The 18,486-nt window shown below is 49.8% G+C and carries 14 protein-coding genes; 6 read left to right on the top strand and 8 right to left on the bottom strand.

Annotated elements, in window-relative coordinates:
- Window positions 1-146 precede the first annotated feature (146 nt).
- The 3 genes from N3Z11_RS01980 (at window position 147) to rnk (ending at window position 3,686) form a co-directional block, all read left to right on the top strand.
- Window positions 147-998, top strand: a complete 852-nt coding sequence (locus N3Z11_RS01980) for a universal stress protein (protein WP_260655462.1) — start codon at window positions 147-149, stop codon at window positions 996-998.
- 192 nt (window positions 999-1,190) lie between these two features.
- Window positions 1,191-2,891, top strand: a complete 1,701-nt coding sequence (locus N3Z11_RS01975; RefSeq protein WP_260655461.1) for a methyl-accepting chemotaxis protein — start codon at window positions 1,191-1,193, stop codon at window positions 2,889-2,891.
- 384 nt (window positions 2,892-3,275) lie between these two features.
- Window positions 3,276-3,686, top strand: a complete 411-nt coding sequence (rnk, locus tag N3Z11_RS01970) for a nucleoside diphosphate kinase regulator (protein WP_260655460.1) — start codon at window positions 3,276-3,278, stop codon at window positions 3,684-3,686.
- Window positions 3,687-3,737: 51 nt separating this feature from the next.
- Here the strand turns inward: rnk and N3Z11_RS01965 are convergent, their stop codons facing one another.
- From N3Z11_RS01965 to N3Z11_RS01950, 4 genes are all read right to left on the bottom strand, one after another.
- Window positions 3,738-4,640, bottom strand: a complete 903-nt coding sequence (locus tag N3Z11_RS01965; RefSeq protein ID WP_260655459.1) for a prenyltransferase — start codon at window positions 4,638-4,640, stop codon at window positions 3,738-3,740.
- A 208-nt stretch (window positions 4,641-4,848) separates the two neighbouring features.
- Entirely contained in the window at window positions 4,849-6,654 is a 1,806-nt protein-coding gene (locus N3Z11_RS01960; protein WP_260655458.1) for a S8 family serine peptidase, read from the bottom strand.
- 338 nt (window positions 6,655-6,992) lie between these two features.
- Window positions 6,993-7,946 carry a hypothetical protein gene (locus N3Z11_RS01955; protein WP_260655457.1) on the bottom strand — a complete coding sequence of 318 codons (954 nt, stop codon included), beginning with the start codon at window positions 7,944-7,946 and terminating at the stop codon, window positions 6,993-6,995.
- 318 nt (window positions 7,947-8,264) lie between these two features.
- Window positions 8,265-9,446: an NAD(P)/FAD-dependent oxidoreductase gene (locus N3Z11_RS01950; protein WP_260655831.1), complete on the bottom strand. Its 1,182-nt coding sequence runs from the start codon at window positions 9,444-9,446 to the stop codon at window positions 8,265-8,267.
- Window positions 9,447-9,875: 429 nt separating this feature from the next.
- On the opposite strand from N3Z11_RS01950, the gene N3Z11_RS01945 reads away from it, so the two are divergent.
- Window positions 9,876-11,642, top strand: coding sequence for a S8 family peptidase (locus tag N3Z11_RS01945; protein WP_260655456.1), 1,767 nt, complete (start codon window positions 9,876-9,878; stop codon window positions 11,640-11,642).
- A gap of 157 nt (window positions 11,643-11,799) precedes the next feature.
- On the opposite strand, the gene waaA is transcribed toward N3Z11_RS01945, so the two are convergent.
- The 3 genes from waaA to N3Z11_RS01930 all read right to left on the bottom strand — a co-directional run bounded on the left by waaA (window position 11,800) and on the right by N3Z11_RS01930 (window position 15,572).
- Complete coding sequence (gene waaA / locus N3Z11_RS01940) at window positions 11,800-13,866, bottom strand: lipid IV(A) 3-deoxy-D-manno-octulosonic acid transferase (protein WP_260655455.1); 2,067 nt, start codon at window positions 13,864-13,866, stop codon at window positions 11,800-11,802.
- Window positions 13,867-14,053: 187 nt separating this feature from the next.
- On the bottom strand, window positions 14,054-14,812 hold the full coding sequence (locus N3Z11_RS01935; RefSeq protein ID WP_260655454.1) for a glycosyltransferase family 25 protein: 759 nt from the start codon (window positions 14,810-14,812) through the stop codon (window positions 14,054-14,056).
- Between the two features lie 16 nt (window positions 14,813-14,828).
- Entirely contained in the window at window positions 14,829-15,572 is a 744-nt protein-coding gene (locus N3Z11_RS01930) for a hypothetical protein (RefSeq protein ID WP_260655453.1), read from the bottom strand.
- Between the two features lie 284 nt (window positions 15,573-15,856).
- Here N3Z11_RS01930 and N3Z11_RS01925 point away from each other — a divergent pair, with 284 nt between their 5' ends.
- Window positions 15,857-16,381: a DUF1569 domain-containing protein gene (locus tag N3Z11_RS01925; RefSeq protein ID WP_260655452.1), complete on the top strand. Its 525-nt coding sequence runs from the start codon at window positions 15,857-15,859 to the stop codon at window positions 16,379-16,381.
- A 93-nt stretch (window positions 16,382-16,474) separates the two neighbouring features.
- Here N3Z11_RS01925 and pmbA read toward each other — a convergent pair whose 3' ends face one another.
- Window positions 16,475-17,821, bottom strand: a complete 1,347-nt coding sequence (pmbA, locus tag N3Z11_RS01920; RefSeq protein WP_260655451.1) for a metalloprotease PmbA — start codon at window positions 17,819-17,821, stop codon at window positions 16,475-16,477.
- 136 nt (window positions 17,822-17,957) lie between these two features.
- Between pmbA and yjgA the strand changes: the two genes are divergently transcribed.
- Window positions 17,958-18,485 (top strand): ribosome biogenesis factor YjgA, encoded by a 528-nt coding sequence (gene yjgA, locus N3Z11_RS01915; protein WP_260655450.1) that lies wholly within the window; start codon window positions 17,958-17,960, stop codon window positions 18,483-18,485.
- Window position 18,486 lies beyond the last annotated feature (1 nt).

Genomic DNA, 18,486 nt, shown 5'->3' with positions numbered 1-18,486 from the left:
TATATGGGCGTGCGCTAAATTTAGCAGTAACCGCTTGCGGCTTCATCGCATTTTCACGGACCTTATATCTCAACACATAATGGCGAACAAAATTTGACCACTTAGGTTGCAACGGCTAGGGTATGGGTAATTATCAGGAGGTAAACATGCGTAAGATACTGATTATCTGGGATTTCAGTAAAGATGTAGCTCCCATGCTGGATAAAGCGGCTGCTTTACTGAAAGGTAATGCTGCCAGCTTTCATTTTGTCGCTTTTATCAGCCACGACACTGTCGAAAAAACCGGCATCAGCAACACCGCCACCATTGCCGCTCTGGTTGAACAAACCTTGTCGGCCCATCAGCTGTCACAGGCCCCACATAAAGTGTTTGCCGTGCATCAGGACGATATCACCAGCTGGGTTCGCGACCTCTGTGCTGACCAACATTATGATCTGGTGATTAAAGCCGGTCACAGAACCGAACAACTGTTTTATACCCCAACCGACTGGCAACTGATCCGGGCGCTGCATATTCCGCTGTTGCTGATGAGTGACAAACCACAACGTCAGCATAAAGCTGTGGTAGCGGCCGTAGACTTACAAAACGACAGCCCGGTGCAGCAAGAACTGAACCGCAAAGTTGCCGAGTTTGCCTGGCGTATTGCCAGACATAATGAAGCCATTCTGCATCTGGTACAGGTGGTACCGGTGAATCCGATGTTGCAGGATCTGGACTTAACCTCAGGTGCCGCAGTGCTGGAAAAGTCCGCGCCGACGTTACAGGCCAAACTGGAAGCTTTTGCCAACGCAGAACAACTGACCCATTATCAACTTCATCTGCAGGCCGGTGTCGTGGAGCAGGAAATTCAGCAAGTCACCAAAAAACTCAAAGCCTCATTACTGGTGATGGGCAGTATTGGCCGCACAGGTTTGTCCGGTTTGTTGCTGGGTAACACCGCCGAAAAAGTGCTGCAACATCTGCATCATGATGTGCTGATTGTAAAACCCGGGCGCTAAGATTGAGCATCACACAGCAGTAGCACCAACAGCTGCTACTGCTATTTAAATTCCCCACAGCAACACAATTCCAAGCCCGCCTGAGCCTTTGCCCCCCGCTGCGCTCACAGGAAAAAACATGATAAGCCGCTATGATTTAACCGGATCCCGGATTGTGCTGCAAAGCATAAATCAGTAGCGCTGGAGGGCGATATGGCATTTTTAAGCACTGTAGGTGGCAGGCTGTTATTAATACCCTTATTAACTTTTTTTGGTTTTGTGCTGGTGATTGTTGTCACTTTAACTTCATTACAACACAGCCTGATGCAGGGGCGGGAAAGTAAAGTACAGGCTGTGGTCGACAGCGCACAGTCGCTGCTGACGCATTATTACCAGCTGGAACAGCAAGGCCAGCTCAACCGGCAGCAAGCACAACAACAAGCTATAGCGGCGCTCAAAGCCTTGCGTTATTCCGGCACTGAATATGTCTGGATCAACGACCTCAGCAAACCCCTGCCTGGCATGATTATGCACCCGACAGTACCGGCGCTGGACGGCACAGTGCTGAATAAAGACAGCTTTAACCGCGCCACCTTAATGCGCAACCTTGATGGCAGTTTTACCGCGCCGCTTGATAACGCCAACCTTTTTAGCAGCGCTGTGCAGGTGGTGGAGCGTTTTGATAAAGGTTTTGTGGAATATCAATGGCCTAAACCGCTTGCTACAGGCGGCGTCAGCAGCGAACTTTATTTAAAATTGTCTTTTGTCAGCGCCTTTAAACCCTGGGGCTGGCTAGTCGGCTCCGGTATTTATATTGATGATGTAGAGCAGGAATTTCAGAGTTTTGCGTTACAGCTTGGCGGGCTTATTGTGCTGTTGTTATTGCTGACGGTGGGCCTGGCGCTTTTTATCCGGCGCTGGATTTTAAAACTGCTGGGTTGTGAAGTGACCACAGCTGTTGCCATGGTGCAGCAGGTGGCGGCCGGCGATTTCCGCTTCAACAACCAACAACAGGCCGAGCCACAAAGTTTATTGTTTGCACTGCAACAACTGGCCATTTCATTAGGCAATATGATAGCGCAGCAACGCAAACTGGCGACCCGGCTGGCCGCTCAGGCGACGGAGCTGGAGCAGCACAGCAACCAAAGTCAGCATACGCTGCAGGATGTGATGCATCAGACTACTCAGGTGGCCACAGCTGTGCATCAGATGTCGGCAACCTGTGAAGATATGGCGCGCAGCGCCACAACTGCAGCTCAGGCCACCCGCGACGCCACTGCCGAAGCGGCCCATGGCGAACAGGCGGTGTCTGAAACCAAAAATGCCATCAGCCACCTGGGGCATAAACTGCACGATGTGGCTGAATTGATTACCGAACTGAACCGCCACGGTGAAGCTGTGGGTACAGTCACAGACGTGATCCGCGGTATTGCCGAACAAACCAACTTACTGGCTCTCAACGCCGCTATCGAAGCCGCCAGAGCCGGTGAACAGGGCCGTGGTTTTGCCGTGGTGGCCGACGAAGTACGGACTTTGGCCAGCCGTTCCCAAAGCTCCACCCAGGATATCAGCAAAAGAATTGAAGACATCCGCCAGGGTGCCGGCACTGCCGTACAAGCCATGGCAGCCAGCGAACAAGACACCCAAAGCACTATTTATTGCTCAGATGAAGCAGGCACTGCGCTGCAACGCATCTGCGCCGCTATTACCAGCATTGTTGATGTGAACGATCAGCTGGCAAGCGCCACCGAACAACTGGCCACAGTGTCGTCCATGATCAGCGGCAATATGGAAAAAATTGCCAGTGCGGTGGAACACAGCGCCGGACAAAGTCAGCAATTAAGCAGCGCCAGTCATCAGCTGCAATTGATGGCCGATCAGATGCAACAGGAAATGGCACGTTATCAGCTGTGATGCGGTGAACTGCTGGCCGCAACATGGCTCTGAGGCGACGCACACTCCGCCACTACGTTGCCTTGCGCGGTTAAATGTTTTATGGTGCCGGTATCAATGACAGCTGCTACCGGAGTGCGTTTTGGCAACCACAGCCCCGTTTTATCCTTCAGTTATTTTGTTAGCTGTCTTGCCAGTTATCTGCCCTGCCTGAGCCGGCGCTTCGGACAGCGCCGGCCTGTCCTGAATTTATCCCTATTGTTGCGGTCAAAATGCCGACGACCAAAAACAATACAACGCCAGTGAGCAATACAGGAATTTCCCGGATTTTTAACTCACATACTGCAGTTATTTGCAGTTGCATAAACTGAAAAAACTCAACCAACACCAATAAAAGGAGCTGTTATGCAGCCAAAACCAGACATTATGTTATCCAGCCTTGATATTGCCAGACTTGAGCATCTGCTGAGCCAGTTACCACCACACAGCCCCGAAGTGGAGCAGCTGGAACAGGAACTGGAAAGGGCTATTATCGTTGAACCTGCTGAAATGCCGCCCGACCGGGTGACGATGAATAGCAAAGTCAGCTTTAGCGTGGGCTCGTCCTCACAAACCCAGACTTTCACTTTGGTGTATCCAAAGGATTTGGATCAGAGCGGCGAAAAAATTTCGGTGCTGGCACCTGTAGGCAGCGCTATTCTGGGTCTGGCGGTTGGCGATGAAATTGCCTGGCCAACCCCTGCTGATCCGGCGCAGAAGATCCGCATCAACGCTATTGTGTATCAGCCGGAACAAGCCGGCGATCTGCACCGTTAACTGAAGATGCCGGCCTGTATCACATGGTATAACAGCCATGCAGGCCGGATATCACACTGTAGCGGTTTTGCTCCAGTATAAAGCCAGCAGTAACAATAAAAGACATAAATGCACCAGCAGCACATTCAGCGCCAAAGCCGGCACTAAATCAGTGTTTTGCTCTAAAGCATTGTTGATATGCAGCCACAGCAGCACAAATAGCGGCAAGGTCAGCAGCATACCAAGACATAACAAGGGCAAAAGCCCAAACCATACCGCCAGACTGAGCAACAGATAAAGCAGCAGGTAAAAAGCCGCAAACAACCTGGTGCTCGGCACCAGCCCCAGCACTATCGGCAGATGTCGCCGGCCCACCTGACGATCCGCTTCTACATCCGGAAATTGATTCAGCAACAATAAGTTACTGCACAAAAGCAGCAAAATAACAGCGATAACCCCGGCACCTGCCGTCAGTTGTGCTCCCAGCGCCCAAAGCGCGCCTAAAAACATCAATACACCAAAACCCACACCTGGCGCTAACAAACATAATAAAGGCGAACGCTGCAAATATTGGGTGTAGCTATACAGCAACAACACGCCCGGAATACCAATCCATAATGCCTGCGCGCCCAGCTGCCAGGTGAGATATAGCCCAATACCAATCACCAATAATAAAGTGACCAGCGCCAGCAAAAGCGCTACCCCGGCATAAGTTGGCTGTTGTGGCAAAGTACCGCTGCCACCACTAAAAGGTGTGCGGCTGGTCAGCAAATCCAGACCAGAACGGAAATCAAAATATTCATTAAAGGCATTGACGCAGATATGGGCACAAAGCGCCAGCAACAACACCAATCCCAGTTGCAGCTGTTGTACCTCTGCCCCCTGATACCTTGCGGTAACTGCTGCCAAAGCGATGGTGAGCAAGGTTAAACTCAGAAAATTCCAGCGGGATACCCCCAACAATACTTTGAACATCCATCTCCCCGCTTTGTGTTGTGATCAATCGGCTGTGACAAGGCCACACAGCTTAACTGATTTTCCCGTCAGCATAAAAAAAGGCAGCCAACCGGCTGCCTTTACGTTAACAACAACTTGGTGCATCACTGCACGGTGCACTACAGCATTTGTTGTGCAGTGATGCGGGTGTTTACCCTCTTTGTAAACACGGTAAGCTCAACAGGGATTAATAAACCACTGTCTGAGTAGAGCTACATACTGTGGTACCGGCGTTACAAACTTTGTAGTTGTAAGTACCGCGCACTGACAGTGTATCTGTGTATAAACCGTCGTTGGCTGTCGTTACCAGTTTCACGTTATTGCGGATCACGTCCACAGAACTGCCAGTGGCGTTTGCCCATTTCAGGTCAACACGACGTTTGCCTTTACTATTGTACGAAGTAGTCGCCAGCGTAATTGTTGAACCACCACCAGTTGCACCACAGCCCTGCGCAGTCAGGTAGTCATGCGCGGCTTTGGCCTGCACAATACCGTAACCGAAGTACACGTCTTTACCGGCAGCGCCTGCATCTTTCGCCGTTGCTTTTAAGGCTGAACGGATTTGCTGACCAGTACAGCTTGGGTGGTTAGACCATACCAGAGCTGCCACACCTGAAACTGCCGGAGTTGCCATTGAAGTACCGCTCATATAACCATAATCACCACCTTCAATGGCAACAGTGGCTGAAGTGGCCGCTAACAGAGCTGCGCGGTCTTCAAAAGCTGCACCTACTGCAGGGATGCTGGTGGTGTTGGCAGTGCCTTCACCCAGAGTGCCGTATAACATACCGGCGGTGTTGTTGATCAGAATGGCACCGATACCACCTGAAGTCTGACAGTTTTTCACTTTGTCATGGAAAGAGATCACACCACGGTCAATCACACAGATTTTACCGGCTGCGCCTGTGTTTACAGTTTCAGCTGTGCCCATGAAGAAAGTTGAGCCAGAAGCTGTGCCAACGTTTTCCATGGCAGAAGAAGCAAAAGCACCGTTGTTGGTGGTCAGGCTGGCCACTGTTGCCATACCTGCAGGGTAAGTTGACAGTGTGTCAACACCACCAGCTGTGACTTCCACACAGATTTTTTCATCTGTAGTGCGATTTAAAGTACAGCTTGGGAACTGAGAGAAATCAGCAATATTGTTGTTAGCATCGTTGGCACCCACCATCATCACTGAAGGGTAACCGGCAGGGTATGAACGAACGTTGTTACCGTCGTTACCTGCAGCTGCAACCACTAAACCACCACCATCGACAAAACTCTGGAATGCGTTTGATTCAGTGGTATTTGAACCGCCACCGCCTAAGCTCATGCTGATGATCTTCGCGCCGGCAGCTTTACATTTTTGTGCAGCGTAAGCGAGGTCTGAAGAATAACCCCAACCTTCAGCGTTAAATACTTTGATGATGTGCATTGGCACGCCTGGTGCCATACCCACAACACCCACGCCGTTATCGGCTGCGCCAATAGTACCGGCAACGTGCGTACCGTGTGGACCACCGTTCACGTCCCAGTTGCCAGTGCCGCTGTCGTTATCACCTGTGATGCTGCCCCATTCGAAGTCGATGTTGCTGCGATCCAGACCTGAGTCAATCACACAAACTTTTGGTGCTGTGCCCAGGTTAAATGCCACTTGCTTTACCTGAGACTGATAAACAGCATAAGGTGTCAGCTGGTCAAGCATCGGGTTACCAGCGTCATCGTTATACAGCGCCATTGGCGTACGTTTAAAGTCTTCTTCCACCAGTTTGATATGTGGGTTCTTTAAAATACCTTTGATTTCGTCAAAAGTTTTACCTTCAAACTGAACAGAGATAAAACCATCAGCTTCCAGTTTCACTTCACCGCCTAACTGGCGTGATAATGCGGTTACAATACCTTTGTTGGCATTGTCTACTTGCAGGATGACCCGATCTGACGCCTGAGCTGCCTGGGTATAACTAACGGCCGCCAGCACTGCTGCTGCGATTGGAGCCACTTTTTTGAAATTCATAACTACGATTCCTGTTGCATGTGTCAAGGGTGTGTGTTGTTTTGTGGGGCATCCTGCCGCATATTTTGTAAAGCCTAACGCAAATCTACATTAGGTTATGCTTAATAAATGACATATTCGACTCATCACTGCAATAGGGTATTACAACAATTTTTACAGTCGTAATTAAATGTAAAAATTTAGGGAACAAGGTACAAGCTTGATGTAGCAAGGGCTGGAAGCGGTTACTTTTTGATCGGCACAGGCAAAAAATTATCGAAAAAAAAATCCCGGCCTGAGCATCTGGCCGGGATTTAACATCGGAGAACGGCTTTAACAGTACAACAGCACTAATACAACTAACAACGCAACTGGCGACGACGGTATAAGACCAACAGCGCTATACCTAACAACGCCAGATAACCAGGTTCAGACACCTGAGTGGGCAGGAAGGGGTCACGGGCCCACAGTGAAATATTAGATAAGCCGGCAGAACTGCCCCCTGTGTTCACGACTGTTTGCGACAGGTCAAATTTACCACCAAATTCATATTTAATGTCGCCTGCCAAAATCGGATCCAAACCTAATTGGGACAAAGTGAAATTGTAAATGGCAAAGCCATTACCGCCTTTAAACACCACAGCAACCTGGTCAAAAAACGAGCCGCCCAGCAGGTCAATCAACAATTCAGGTTGAGTGGAAGGTGGGGTAAACTTCCAGAAACCGGAGATAAAATTGACACAGGTACCATAGGTACCATCCACAGTTGCACTACAGCTGAATAAATCGTCTACAAATTTATATTCCTGATCAACATCGTCATCCGGATCAGGATCGGGAATAATGGCACCTTTAAAACCCTGACCTTCATCTTTACCCATATAAACCCAACCCGGGTCATCTGCATCACCGTCATCATCTAAATCCAGTAATTCCGGATCAAAAGCACCATCGGCCCAAAGACCTGTTGGTGTATTAAACCAGCCATCATTGTCTATACCCAGGTTGTCGATAGGTAACGCCATATCACTATTGTTGCCCACCACAAAACCATAACAGGCCTCGGCATAGACGGGCGCCAGTTCCGGCGGGACCGGCAGTTGCGGTTGGCCTGCCGGTTCCAAAGCCCGCAGGTAGGTGAGCTCCATGTCGGTTAACTTACAGGTTTTTAAGTCAACAAAATCTTCGGAGTCATCGCCTCCGCCACCGCCGCCATGGCCTTCACCACCGCTGATATGGCCGGCCAGAGCAGAAGTGCTGACCAAACAGCATGCCAGCACCAGAGATTTCAGCGTGAATGTCCTGTTAATCATAGGTCCTCCTAATTTATCCATTGCTAATACAGCATTCGCCGTGCCAGATAAAAAAGTTGAACCAAAACAGATGATTAATAATTAAGCGCTAGAGGGGTGTAAAAGTTTTAGACGATTAAAAATGTTATTAAATCAAACACTTTACTAACAACAGCTACAGACACAATAAAATAGCGGAGTGAAGTTCAGTCAAATTCAGCAGGAAACGCCGGCAAGACTGCCGGCATTAAAAAACGCAACAACAAGTTCAACAGAGTAGCCAACGGCAAGATTGCAGTTTGCTGTACCAGCAATAACACCTCAGCAAACTCTGGATTTTTAACAATATTGCCCGGCCACCCAACCAGAGCTCCAGGCCCACTGGAAGTTATAACCACCGAGCCAACCAGTGACATCCACCACTTCACCGATAAAATATAAACCCGGTTGTTTTTTTGCTTCCATGGTTTTGGAGGACAGCTCATCGGTATCAACCCCACCCAGGGTGACTTCTGCGGTGCGGTAACCTTCGGTGCCATTGGGTTTAAACACAAAATGATGTAATAAGCCGGCAATGCGCTGGCTGCTTTTAGCATTGAGTGCTTTGAGTGGCTGGTTAGTCAGCAGATTTTGTTCAAGCAGCTTTTCCACCAACCTTTTGGGCAACAGCCGTGACAGTGCAGTTTTCAGTTCCTGCTCCGGATGTTTTTGCTGCGCTTCACTAAGGAAATCCAATACACTCTGCTGTGGTGATAAATTCACCACCACTTCATCGCCCGGATGCCAGAACGATGACACCTGCAAAATGGCCGGCCCGCTTAATCCACGGTGGGTAAACAACATATCTTCCGGGAATAGCACATCATTGGCCTCTGCAGTGACGGGCAAAGACACACCGCTGATTTCTTCGTAAACTGCTTTGTCATCCGGTTGCCAGGTCAGCGGCACCAAACCGGCGCGCACCGGCAACACCTTCAGACCAAACTGCTCGGCCAGCTGAAAACCAAACGCAGTGGCGCCTAAATTGGGCAGACTTAAACCACCGCTGGCCACCACCAGGCTCTGGCAACTGCGGCTAAGGCCGTTTGTTTGCAACTGATACTGGCCATCGTTAAATGCAACAGTCTGGATCTCCTGCTGCAGTGCTATCTGCACTCCGGCTTTGTCACATTCCTGCTGTAACATGTCGACAATATCTTTGGCACTGTTGTCACAAAACAGCTGACCCAGTGTTTTTTCGTGATAAGGGATCTGGTATTGCTGCACCAGCGCCAGAAAATCCCACTGGGTATACCGGCTTAAGGCAGACTTACAGAAGTGTTTGTTTTGCGATAAAAAATTCGCCGGGCTGGCGTACATATTGGTGAAGTTACAACGGCCACCACCCGACATCAGAATTTTACGGCCAATACGTTTGCCATTATCCAGCACCAGCGTTTTGCGGCCTCTTTTGGCGGCTTCTATGGCGCAAAATAAGCCGGCAGCACCGGCTCCTATCACTATTACATCCCACTGCTGCATCAGCATCTGCACTCTTTAATCATCATAAAAGCGCTATTGTCGGCGACTGTCTGCAGAAAGGCAATTTCAACGCCGTTATCTGCTAAAAATGCCAATTTGATGACAAAACAGATCCAACCGCGATCTTTTTTTATTACTTTTTGATATAACTTATTCCGTTTACTAAATTGCATACAGTTGTAACTATTTGTAACACAAGCTTGAGCCGCTGTGGCTTACAGCGAGATCAGGTGGCAGTGCAACTGGCGGCGGTTTAACCGGATGTTCCGACATCCGCTCTAAGCAGTACCTATAAAAGGATTAAATGTTAAATTACATCTCTTTACATTGGTAACATATTGATGAATTATTGCGCAGCCTGCCCCATTCATAAAAACTACGGCAGGAAAATCCAGGCAAATAACCAAAAAACAAGTTGTGAGAATTTCCATGCAAAACAAAGCGTTCCATTTACATAAAATCGCCCTCGCGACCCTGTCAGCCCTGTGTTTATCTGCTCAGGCTGCTGAAGTACCAGATTTGTTAACAGTACCAACCCTGAGCAATGCAAAAGTTGCTCAGGAGCTGCACACTCAGTTTATTGTGTCTCTGAAAGGTCAGACTCAGGGTGGTGAAAACAGCCTGCAACAAGAACAGGCATTAAATGCAAAGTTACACGTTGAAGAAACTTTATCAGCACTGGCTGGTAGCGAACTGCAATATGTGCGTGAAAGTGCTGTCGGTGGCCGTCACATCGTGCGTGCAGAACGTCGTCTGAGTGAAAAAGAGAAAAAAGAAATGATGGCCAACCTGGCCAAAGACGGCAACGTTGCGCAGGTTGAAGAAGACCGTATTTTAACTATTAATGCAGTGCCAAACGACACCCAATATGCCAGCCAGTGGCATTATTATGAAACAACAGGTGGCCTGCGTGCGCCTGCCGCCTGGGACAGCGCCACTGGTTCAGGCGTGGTGGTTGCGGTATTAGATACCGGCTACCGTCCACATGCCGATTTAAATGCCAATATCCTGCCTGGCTACGACATGATTTCTGACAGCTTTGTCGGTAATGATGGCAACGGCCGTGACTCAGACGCCCGCGATCCAGGTGACTGGGTTGAAGTTGGTGCCTGTGGTAGCGGTTACCCGACTCAGGCTCAGAACTCCAGCTGGCACGGTACACACGTTGCAGGCACTATTGCTGCAGTAACCAATAATGGTACTGGTGTTGCTGGCGTGGCTTATCAGGCCAAAGTTGTGCCTGTGCGTGTATTAGGTAAATGTGGTGGTTACACTTCAGATATCGCTGACGGTATTATCTGGGCTTCAGGCGGCACCGTATCTGGCGTACCAGCCAACCCGAACCCGGCTAAAGTTATTAACATGAGCCTCGGCGGTTCAGGTGCCTGTGACTCAACCACTCAGGCTGCCATTAACTCTGCCCGCTCACGCGGCACTGTGGTGGTTATTGCTTCAGGTAACGACAACGACAACGCCAACAACTACAACCCGGGCAACTGTGCCGGTGTGGTCAACGTAGCTTCTACCAACCGCAATGGTGGCCGTGCTTATTATTCTAACTACGGTACTTCAATTGACGTAGCAGCTCCTGGCGGCGCCATGAACTCAGCCAACGACAGCAACGGTATCCTGTCTACTTACAACACCGGTACTACAGTACCTGGTTCAGACAGCTACGGTTATTCTCAGGGTACCTCTATGGCTGCGCCGCACGTCGCTGGTGTTGCTGCACTGATCATGCAGAAAAAACCAACGGCAACGCCGGATGAAGTGGAATCTATCTTAAAAACCACCACCCGCGCTTTCCCGGCCACATGCACCAGCTGTGGCACAGGTATTGTTGACGCCGCTGCTGCAGTGGCTAAAGCTGCCGGCACTACCGGCGGTGGCACTTCCCCAACAACAGCTCAGGTAACCAATATCAGTGTGACTTCAGGCAGCTGGAAATATTACACCCTGACAGTACCAAGCGGAAAAACGAACCTGACCATCAGCATCAGCGGTGGCACAGGTGATGCCGACCTCTATGTCCGTCGTGGTGCCAACCCAACCACCAGCACTTACGATTGCCGTCCATACAAAACCGGTAACAACGAAACTTGTAGCTTCACTAACCCTGTAGCAGCCACTTACCATATCGGTATCCGTGGTTACTCTTCAGCGTCTGGTGTAACACTGAACACTTCTTATCAGTAAACCTTACTGAGCAGAAATAAAAACAGCAAGGGCGCCAACAGGCGCCCTTTTTAATGGATTGATTTTACTGCTCACAGCTCTCGGCTAGCCAACCCGGCTTGCGCCAACTTCAGACAAACAACTCTGGCACAAGGCACATCACAACAACTGCAGTGATTTATGGCGTCTGATAACCCTGCAGCAATAAGGCCCAGTCAGTTTCCTGCCAATAAAAGGCCTGTGCTTTTTCACCTGCTAACCTGGCTTCTTTGCGTAACGACCTTAACAACCTGTCCATCGTACCCTGTTGCCAATCCTGCCCCTGGCGGAAGGCACATTTATCAAAATCCAGCAGCCAGAATTTGCCTTGTGGGTCCAGCAACATATTGTGGCAATTCATATCTGAGTGATAAGCCCCAGCCAAATGAAACTGTTTTAACATAGCGCCAAGCTGCTGCCACTCCTCTGCTGTTAACGCCCGTTGTTGCAATAAATGGCAAATATCAATGCTGCCCGGGATCAGCTCCAGCAGAATATCAGCACTGTAGCCTAAACCCCTGGCTGTATATAAGGCTGCAACTGGTTTGGGGACCGGCAACCCCAGCTGCACCATCTGCTGCAACATGGCAAATTCTGCCATAGCACGGCTTTTGGCCAGTGGTACAGCAAAAAACCAGTCTTTGTTAATTTTGCCAATTAAACCACCGCGGTAATAATGACGCAGTACCCATTGTTCGCTATTGGCTTTGACAAACCACACCGTATTACGCCCGCTCGACTGGCCTGTCACCGCATTTTGTCGCTGCCAGAATGCCGCCTGAAACAGTTTTTTATCAGCCCTGGCAAAACCACCGGCAGACAATAACTGCGGGTCGAACCAAATTTCGCTTGTCCCGTCGCGCTGTTGCAAATGGTGCGCTCCTGTTGTTGGCAATAAAGTTGTCACTGTTTGCAGTACCCTGGCGGTAGCGCCGCCTTGCTGCTGGTAAAGCGCTAAACCCTGCGCCGCCATCTGCTGGCGTTTTGCCTCATCATCCAGCAAATTGACCGTACTTTGTGCCAGGTCTTCGGCATTCTTCACAAAACTCACCGCCCGCTTGCGCTCAAGCTGTTTAAAAGCCAGCGCAAAATTAAACACATAAGGGCCGGATTGAATAGTTTTACCCAGGCTCATCGGCTCCAGCGGATTATGACCGCCCCGCTCAATGAGCGAACCGCCGACAAAAACCACATCGGCCAGCTGATACCACAGCATCAGTTCGCCCATCGTATCGCCAAGCAACACCTGAGTTGTGGGCAACAATGGCTGCAGACTACTGCGTCTTACCAGCGAAAACCCCGCCTGTGTGATCTGTGTTGCCACAGCATCAAAACGGTCCGGATGGCGCGGCACCAATATCAGCAGCGTGTCGGGTTTTTTAGCCAGTACCTGACCAAATGCCTGCAAAATTTGTTCATCTTCACCGGCATGTGTACTGCCGGCCACCCAGACCGCACGGCCCTGCAACTGCGTCTGAAAGTCTGTTGCCTGTTGCTTCAGCGCAGCGTTTTGCTGCACTTCAAATTTCAGATTGCCGGTGTTTAGTACCTTTGGTATCACTTCCTGGCCGCTGTCTTGTTTGGCGTTGTTGATGCCAAGCAAGGTTAAAAAACGGCGGCGGCTGTTATTGTCCTGCGTCAGAATCACCGTCAGCTGCGCCAGCATTGGCTGCACCAGCGGCATAAAACGGCGATAACCCCGGGCAGAGCGCGCTGATAAACGGGCATTGACTAACACCACAGGAATAGCCGCCTGGTGACATTGCCGGATGAGATTGGGCCAAAGTTCAGTTTCCAATAAAAGTATCAACTGCGGTTGCAATTTTTTCAGCAAACGCTGATTGCTGCCCGGGGTGTCAAAAGGCAAATAATAATGAAAAACCTTGTCGCCAAAATTGGCTTTGATACGGGCTGAGCCTGTGGGTGTGGTGCAGGTGACTGTGACGGGTAAATCAGGGTAAGTGGCCAGCAACTGTTTAATCAGCGGCGTTGCCGCCACGACTTCGCCCATAGACACTGCATGCACCACAATGCCACCGGCTGCCCGCGCCGGAATAGACTGATAACAAAAACGTTCGGCAAAACGCTGCCGGTAAGCAGGATCGGCTTTACTGCGGTAAATAAACAACAGCAACATCGGAAAACGCAGCAGATACAGCAGCAGGCTATAGGTCACAATGCCCAGAGGAAATAAAAGTCGCGACAAAACACTAATCCAGCACAATAAAGATGGCGTGATCATACTGCGCACAGCAGTACATTACCAGAATAGCGCCATCAGGCTGTGTCGATGGTATGGCAGCATCAATAAAAAAGGAGCTGAAATCAGCTCCTTTTTTATATTTCGGCAGTTATGGCCGCAGTTTGGGCAATCAATCCGCCAACAATCAGCGTTATTTTTTCGCCTGCAGATAAGCAAACAAGCCGTAATGCCGCAGGTTATGCCATAAATTCTGCCAGCTAAAACATAACCGGCTTTTATAAAACAACGGCCTGTTCACAGCTTGTTTCTGGTGCGGGTTGATCAGGCTTTCAAATTCCAGCTCGGGCCGAAACGGCAATGGCTGCACGCCCATCACCTGAATGCCTAAATCAAAGCTGTATTGCAGCTGCACGTCCACCGGGCGGTAAAAGGGTTGCATCTTCTCAAGCAGCAACTTGGCACCAGCCAGACTCACCGCCTGCGCCACAGTAGATACCGGCATTTTTTGATAATGCACCAGCGAAAAGTCATGGGCCATTGGCGTGCGCTCTAACACCGGCTGCTGCTTATTTGGCATGGCCAGTTTCAGATAATGCCAGGGCTGCTGCAGCTGACGAATGGCATCCACCAGCGCGGCTAAATCACACTGCAGAATAAAATCGTCTTCGAGAATGATGGCAAAGTCGAGCTGCTGAGCCACAATTTGCTGCCAGCACCAGATGTGACTGATATAACAGCCTTTTTCACCAGGGCGCAGCATTTTGTGATAGTGCTTTTTATTCAGCTCCAGCGAATAATACTGGCTGAGTTGCGCTTCGCTCATCACCCGGCCGTCGGCAGCGCTGATCCGCTCCACCACAATGTCCGGGTAAGGTGCAAACTGCGCCACCGCATGCTGATAACGCTCGACCGACTGGTCGAGGTTAATCACAAAAACTTTCATTTTCATGCAATAAGCGCCCGGCTTAACGCCACAGATCCGCAACCCACTGCACTGGCAGCACACGGCGGTACCATTTGCCGCTGACACCTAAAATGGCATCAGGCGGGTTTGGCTTACCGTGGAAAGCGACAATTTTGGCGCCTTCAGGAATAGTGGCAGGCTTAAAGAAGCTCATAATGCCTTTTGGCATACAATGACGTTTAAAGCTGACACACCAGCCGGCCGGCCAGTATTGCAACTTGCCTTGTTTGTTCAGATAGCTGGTGACATATTCCTGCTCATTACGCACAGAAGCCAGAACTTTGTCTTTATTATTCTTCAGGTTTTCGATTAAATCGGCATGGGCGCCAATGTTAAAACGGTACACTGAGGTGTTGCCGGTTTCATCTTTTTTGTCCCACTCTTTAATGACACGGAACTCGCCTTCAGGCTCAAAAAAACAATCGATATTGCCAACAATCACCACGTCTAAGTCAATAAACAAAGTCGGGCCTGTTAAATCGTATAAAGGGTCGGCAAAACTGGTGACTTTTAACCAGCCGTGACCAAAACTCCATGGCTCGCGGTTATCAAAATCGGCAAAACCTACTTTAGGAATATCTTTTACTTCCACTTTGCTGGCATCAATACCTTGCGCATCATCTGTCAGACAGATAAAACGAAATGGTAATGTCAGGTTGCGGCTGACCATGTTGTACAGCTTGTTTACGTAATCCGGGCCGTATTTTTTGCCCCATTTGATACACAGAATATTGACTTGGCTCATAACATTTCCCGTTTTAACGCCTGTAACCGCTGTTTTTATGCAGTGTGACGTGCAAGTTTATCATAAGAAAAACAAAATCTACGCTGGAATTTCTCTGTGCTGCTACAACAGCAGTAGCAACACAAGCGGCAATACTGGCAGCGACAGCGCCATTCAGGGCATACTGCAAAAAAAGCGGCATTGTGCCAGTCTTGGCTGACAACCGGCTGAATACATTCAAATTGCAGCCGCATTTGTTTAGTTTGAACTGCAGCCGCAACAATCACCGCCTCAGGGGCAAAACCATGAACAGAAGACAATTTATCGCTATCAGCAGCCTCAGTGTGGCCGGTGTAGCCCTTGGCGGCACAGTGCTTGGTAATGGCAGAAACTTTGATTTAACTGAGCTTTATCAAAAGCTTAAAAGCCTGCAAGGCAAAACTCTGGCGAGCAGCGGCGACTGGAACCCAGCGCAAATTTTCCGGCACTGCGCCCAGAGTATTCAGGGTTCTTTAACAGGTTTCCCTGTGCAAAAATCGCCGCTGTTTCAGCACACAGCCGGCAAACTGGCGCTGTTTAGCTTTAAAGCTGCGGGGGTTATGACCCATCCTTTGGCCGAGCCTATTCCGGGTATGGCGGCACTTGAGCCAAACGAGGATGCACAACAAGCGCTGACCGCACTTTTGCAAACGCTGGAGGCCTTTATTCAGCAAAGCAGCAGTGGTGTAACCTTAGCGCCGCATTTTGCTTATGGTGCTTTAAATACCGCAGATTATCAGGCCGCCCACTGGTTACATCTGCATAATCATCTAAGTCAAATAAGCAGTTAAGCCAGATCACTGTCGTTTAAAGCTTCGCTAAAAATGGCCTTAAGAAAAACAAAAAAACCAGCCGCAGCTGGTTTTTTTGTTTAAAGGTCAGGCTTAATGCCCGGCAATTTGCATCTGGCCAATCAACACAGAGCCTGTTAACACACCACCTCTTTTATCCACGTCGTTGCCAATGGCGGCTATATCAAAAAACATGTCTTTGAGATTACCGGCAATGGTAATTTCCGACACCGGATACTGAATTTGGCCGTTCTCCACCCAAAAACCAGCAGCACCACGCGAATAATCGCCGGTCACACTATTCACGCCCTGGCCCATCAGCTCGGTCACCAGTAAACCTGTGCCCATGTCACGCAGCAGCTGGGCTAAATTGGCATCCCCGTGGCTCACCATCCAGTTGTGAATGCCACCGGCATGACCTGAACTTGGCAGACCCAGTTTGCGGCCTGAATAGCTGGTGGTCAGATACTGATTTAACACACCATCTGTGATGATCTGGCGGTCCCGGGTTTTTACCCCTTCGCTGTCAAAAGGACTACTGGCCAGGCCACGCAGTAAATGCGGTTGTTCAATAATATTCACTTTTGACGACAGCACCGGCTGGCCGACTTTATCCAGTAAAAAACTGGATTTACGGTAAATAGCACCACCGCTGATCGCCGACACTAAATGACCAAACAAACTGCTGGCAATATCAGCGCGGAAAATGACAGGCACTTTTTGTGTGCCCAGTTTGCGGCTATTGAGGCGGCTGACAGTTTCCAGCGCTGCTTCGCGGCCAATTTGTTTCGGATCAAGCAATAAACCCAATTCACGGCTGACTGTGTAGCTGTAATCCCGCTGCATGTCATCGCCTTCTTCACCTATGACTGAACAGCTGAAACTGTGACGGCTGCTGGGGTAACCCACCAACTGGCCATGGCTGTTGCCATACACCTTGAGCCCCTGATGGGAGGAAAAAGACGCACCATCAGAGTTGGTAATACGTGAGTCTGTGGCAAAAGCGGCTTCTTCAGCAGCAATACAAATGGCAATGGCCTGCTCAGTGCTGATATCCCCCGGATGAAATAAATCCAAATCCGGTGGTGAAAACTCCAGCGCGTCTTTATCGGCCACACCGGCGCAAGGGTCTTCCGAGGTATAACGGGCAATATCAATAGCCGCTTCTACGGTGCGTTTCAGTGCAGCCGGGCTTAAATCGGCAGTTGAGGCCGAACCTTTGCGCTGGCCAACATAAACGCTGATACCAAGGCCACCATCCTGATTAAATTCAACAGTTTCCACTTCACCGTGGCGGGTTTCGACACTTAAACCCCGGGTGCGGTTCATCGAAGCTTCGGCGCTGCTGGCGCCCAGTTGTTTGGCATGGGCCAGCACCTGGCTGACTGCGGCTTTGACTTCGTCAATTTCTTGCCAAATGGTAGGAGAATTGCTGCTCATCGCTGATTTTATTTCCGTTTGTCACGCTTTGGCGCAAGCTTATCACAGCCTTGCAGATGCTGCCGCAGCTTCAATGCGACGCAGCAGGGCTTTTTTGATATACTTGCCGCAATTTTATGGTGGAAAAAACAGACTTATGGCAGATATTACCGATTTTACCCATGGCGACGACTGGGACCGCGAAGAAGGCAAAAGCAAAACTCAGATCAAAAAAGAAATGCAGGCCCTGCAGGAGCTGGGTGAAGAGCTGGTTGCTTTAAGTGCCGCCAACCGCGCTAAACTCCCGCTCGATGCCGAATTACTGGACGCGCTGCAACTGGCTGACAAGCTGGTACGTAAACATGAAGCATTACGCCGTCATATTCAGTTTATCGGCCGCTTAATGCGCACCCGCGACTTGGAACCTTTGCAACGGGCTTTGGCTGTGGTGCGTAACACCAATCAGGCCGCCACCCGCAAATTCCATCTGGTGGAAGACTGGCGTGACAAGCTGATTGCCAGCAACGACGCCCTGACTGAATTTGTCGCCGAATATCCGGAGGTGGATGTACAGCAGCTGCGCACCCTTATTCGTAACGCCAAAAAAGAGCAGGAAAAAAACCAGCCGCCAAAAGCATTCCGCGAGCTGTTTCAGCTGATCAAACCTTTTATTCTGGAAGAATAAT

This window comes from Rheinheimera sp. 4Y26, assembly GCF_025245835.1.
Taxonomy (GTDB): Bacteria; Pseudomonadota; Gammaproteobacteria; order Enterobacterales; family Alteromonadaceae; genus Pararheinheimera.
The sequence above is the reverse complement of the archived record's forward strand: the minus strand, read 5'-3'. Positions and strand labels throughout refer to the sequence as shown.

Excerpts from the sequence above, each read along its gene's own strand:
- N3Z11_RS01980 (WP_260655462.1), top strand. The coding sequence starts at position 147 with ATGCGTAAGATACTGATTATCTGGGATTTCAGTAAAGATGTAGCTCCC.
- N3Z11_RS01975 (WP_260655461.1), top strand. The coding sequence starts at position 1,191 with ATGGCATTTTTAAGCACTGTAGGTGGCAGGCTGTTATTAATACCCTTA.
- rnk (WP_260655460.1), top strand. The coding sequence starts at position 3,276 with ATGCAGCCAAAACCAGACATTATGTTATCCAGCCTTGATATTGCCAGA.
- N3Z11_RS01965 (WP_260655459.1), bottom strand. The coding sequence starts at position 4,640 with ATGTTCAAAGTATTGTTGGGGGTATCCCGCTGGAATTTTCTGAGTTTA.
- N3Z11_RS01960 (WP_260655458.1), bottom strand. The coding sequence starts at position 6,654 with ATGAATTTCAAAAAAGTGGCTCCAATCGCAGCAGCAGTGCTGGCGGCC.
- N3Z11_RS01955 (WP_260655457.1), bottom strand. The coding sequence starts at position 7,946 with ATGATTAACAGGACATTCACGCTGAAATCTCTGGTGCTGGCATGCTGT.
- N3Z11_RS01950 (WP_260655831.1), bottom strand. The coding sequence starts at position 9,446 with ATGCAGCAGTGGGATGTAATAGTGATAGGAGCCGGTGCTGCCGGCTTA.
- N3Z11_RS01945 (WP_260655456.1), top strand. The coding sequence starts at position 9,876 with ATGCAAAACAAAGCGTTCCATTTACATAAAATCGCCCTCGCGACCCTG.
- N3Z11_RS01935 (WP_260655454.1), bottom strand. The coding sequence starts at position 14,812 with ATGAAAATGAAAGTTTTTGTGATTAACCTCGACCAGTCGGTCGAGCGT.
- N3Z11_RS01930 (WP_260655453.1), bottom strand. The coding sequence starts at position 15,572 with ATGAGCCAAGTCAATATTCTGTGTATCAAATGGGGCAAAAAATACGGC.
- N3Z11_RS01925 (WP_260655452.1), top strand. The coding sequence starts at position 15,857 with ATGAACAGAAGACAATTTATCGCTATCAGCAGCCTCAGTGTGGCCGGT.
- pmbA (WP_260655451.1), bottom strand. The coding sequence starts at position 17,821 with ATGAGCAGCAATTCTCCTACCATTTGGCAAGAAATTGACGAAGTCAAA.
- yjgA (WP_260655450.1), top strand. The coding sequence starts at position 17,958 with ATGGCAGATATTACCGATTTTACCCATGGCGACGACTGGGACCGCGAA.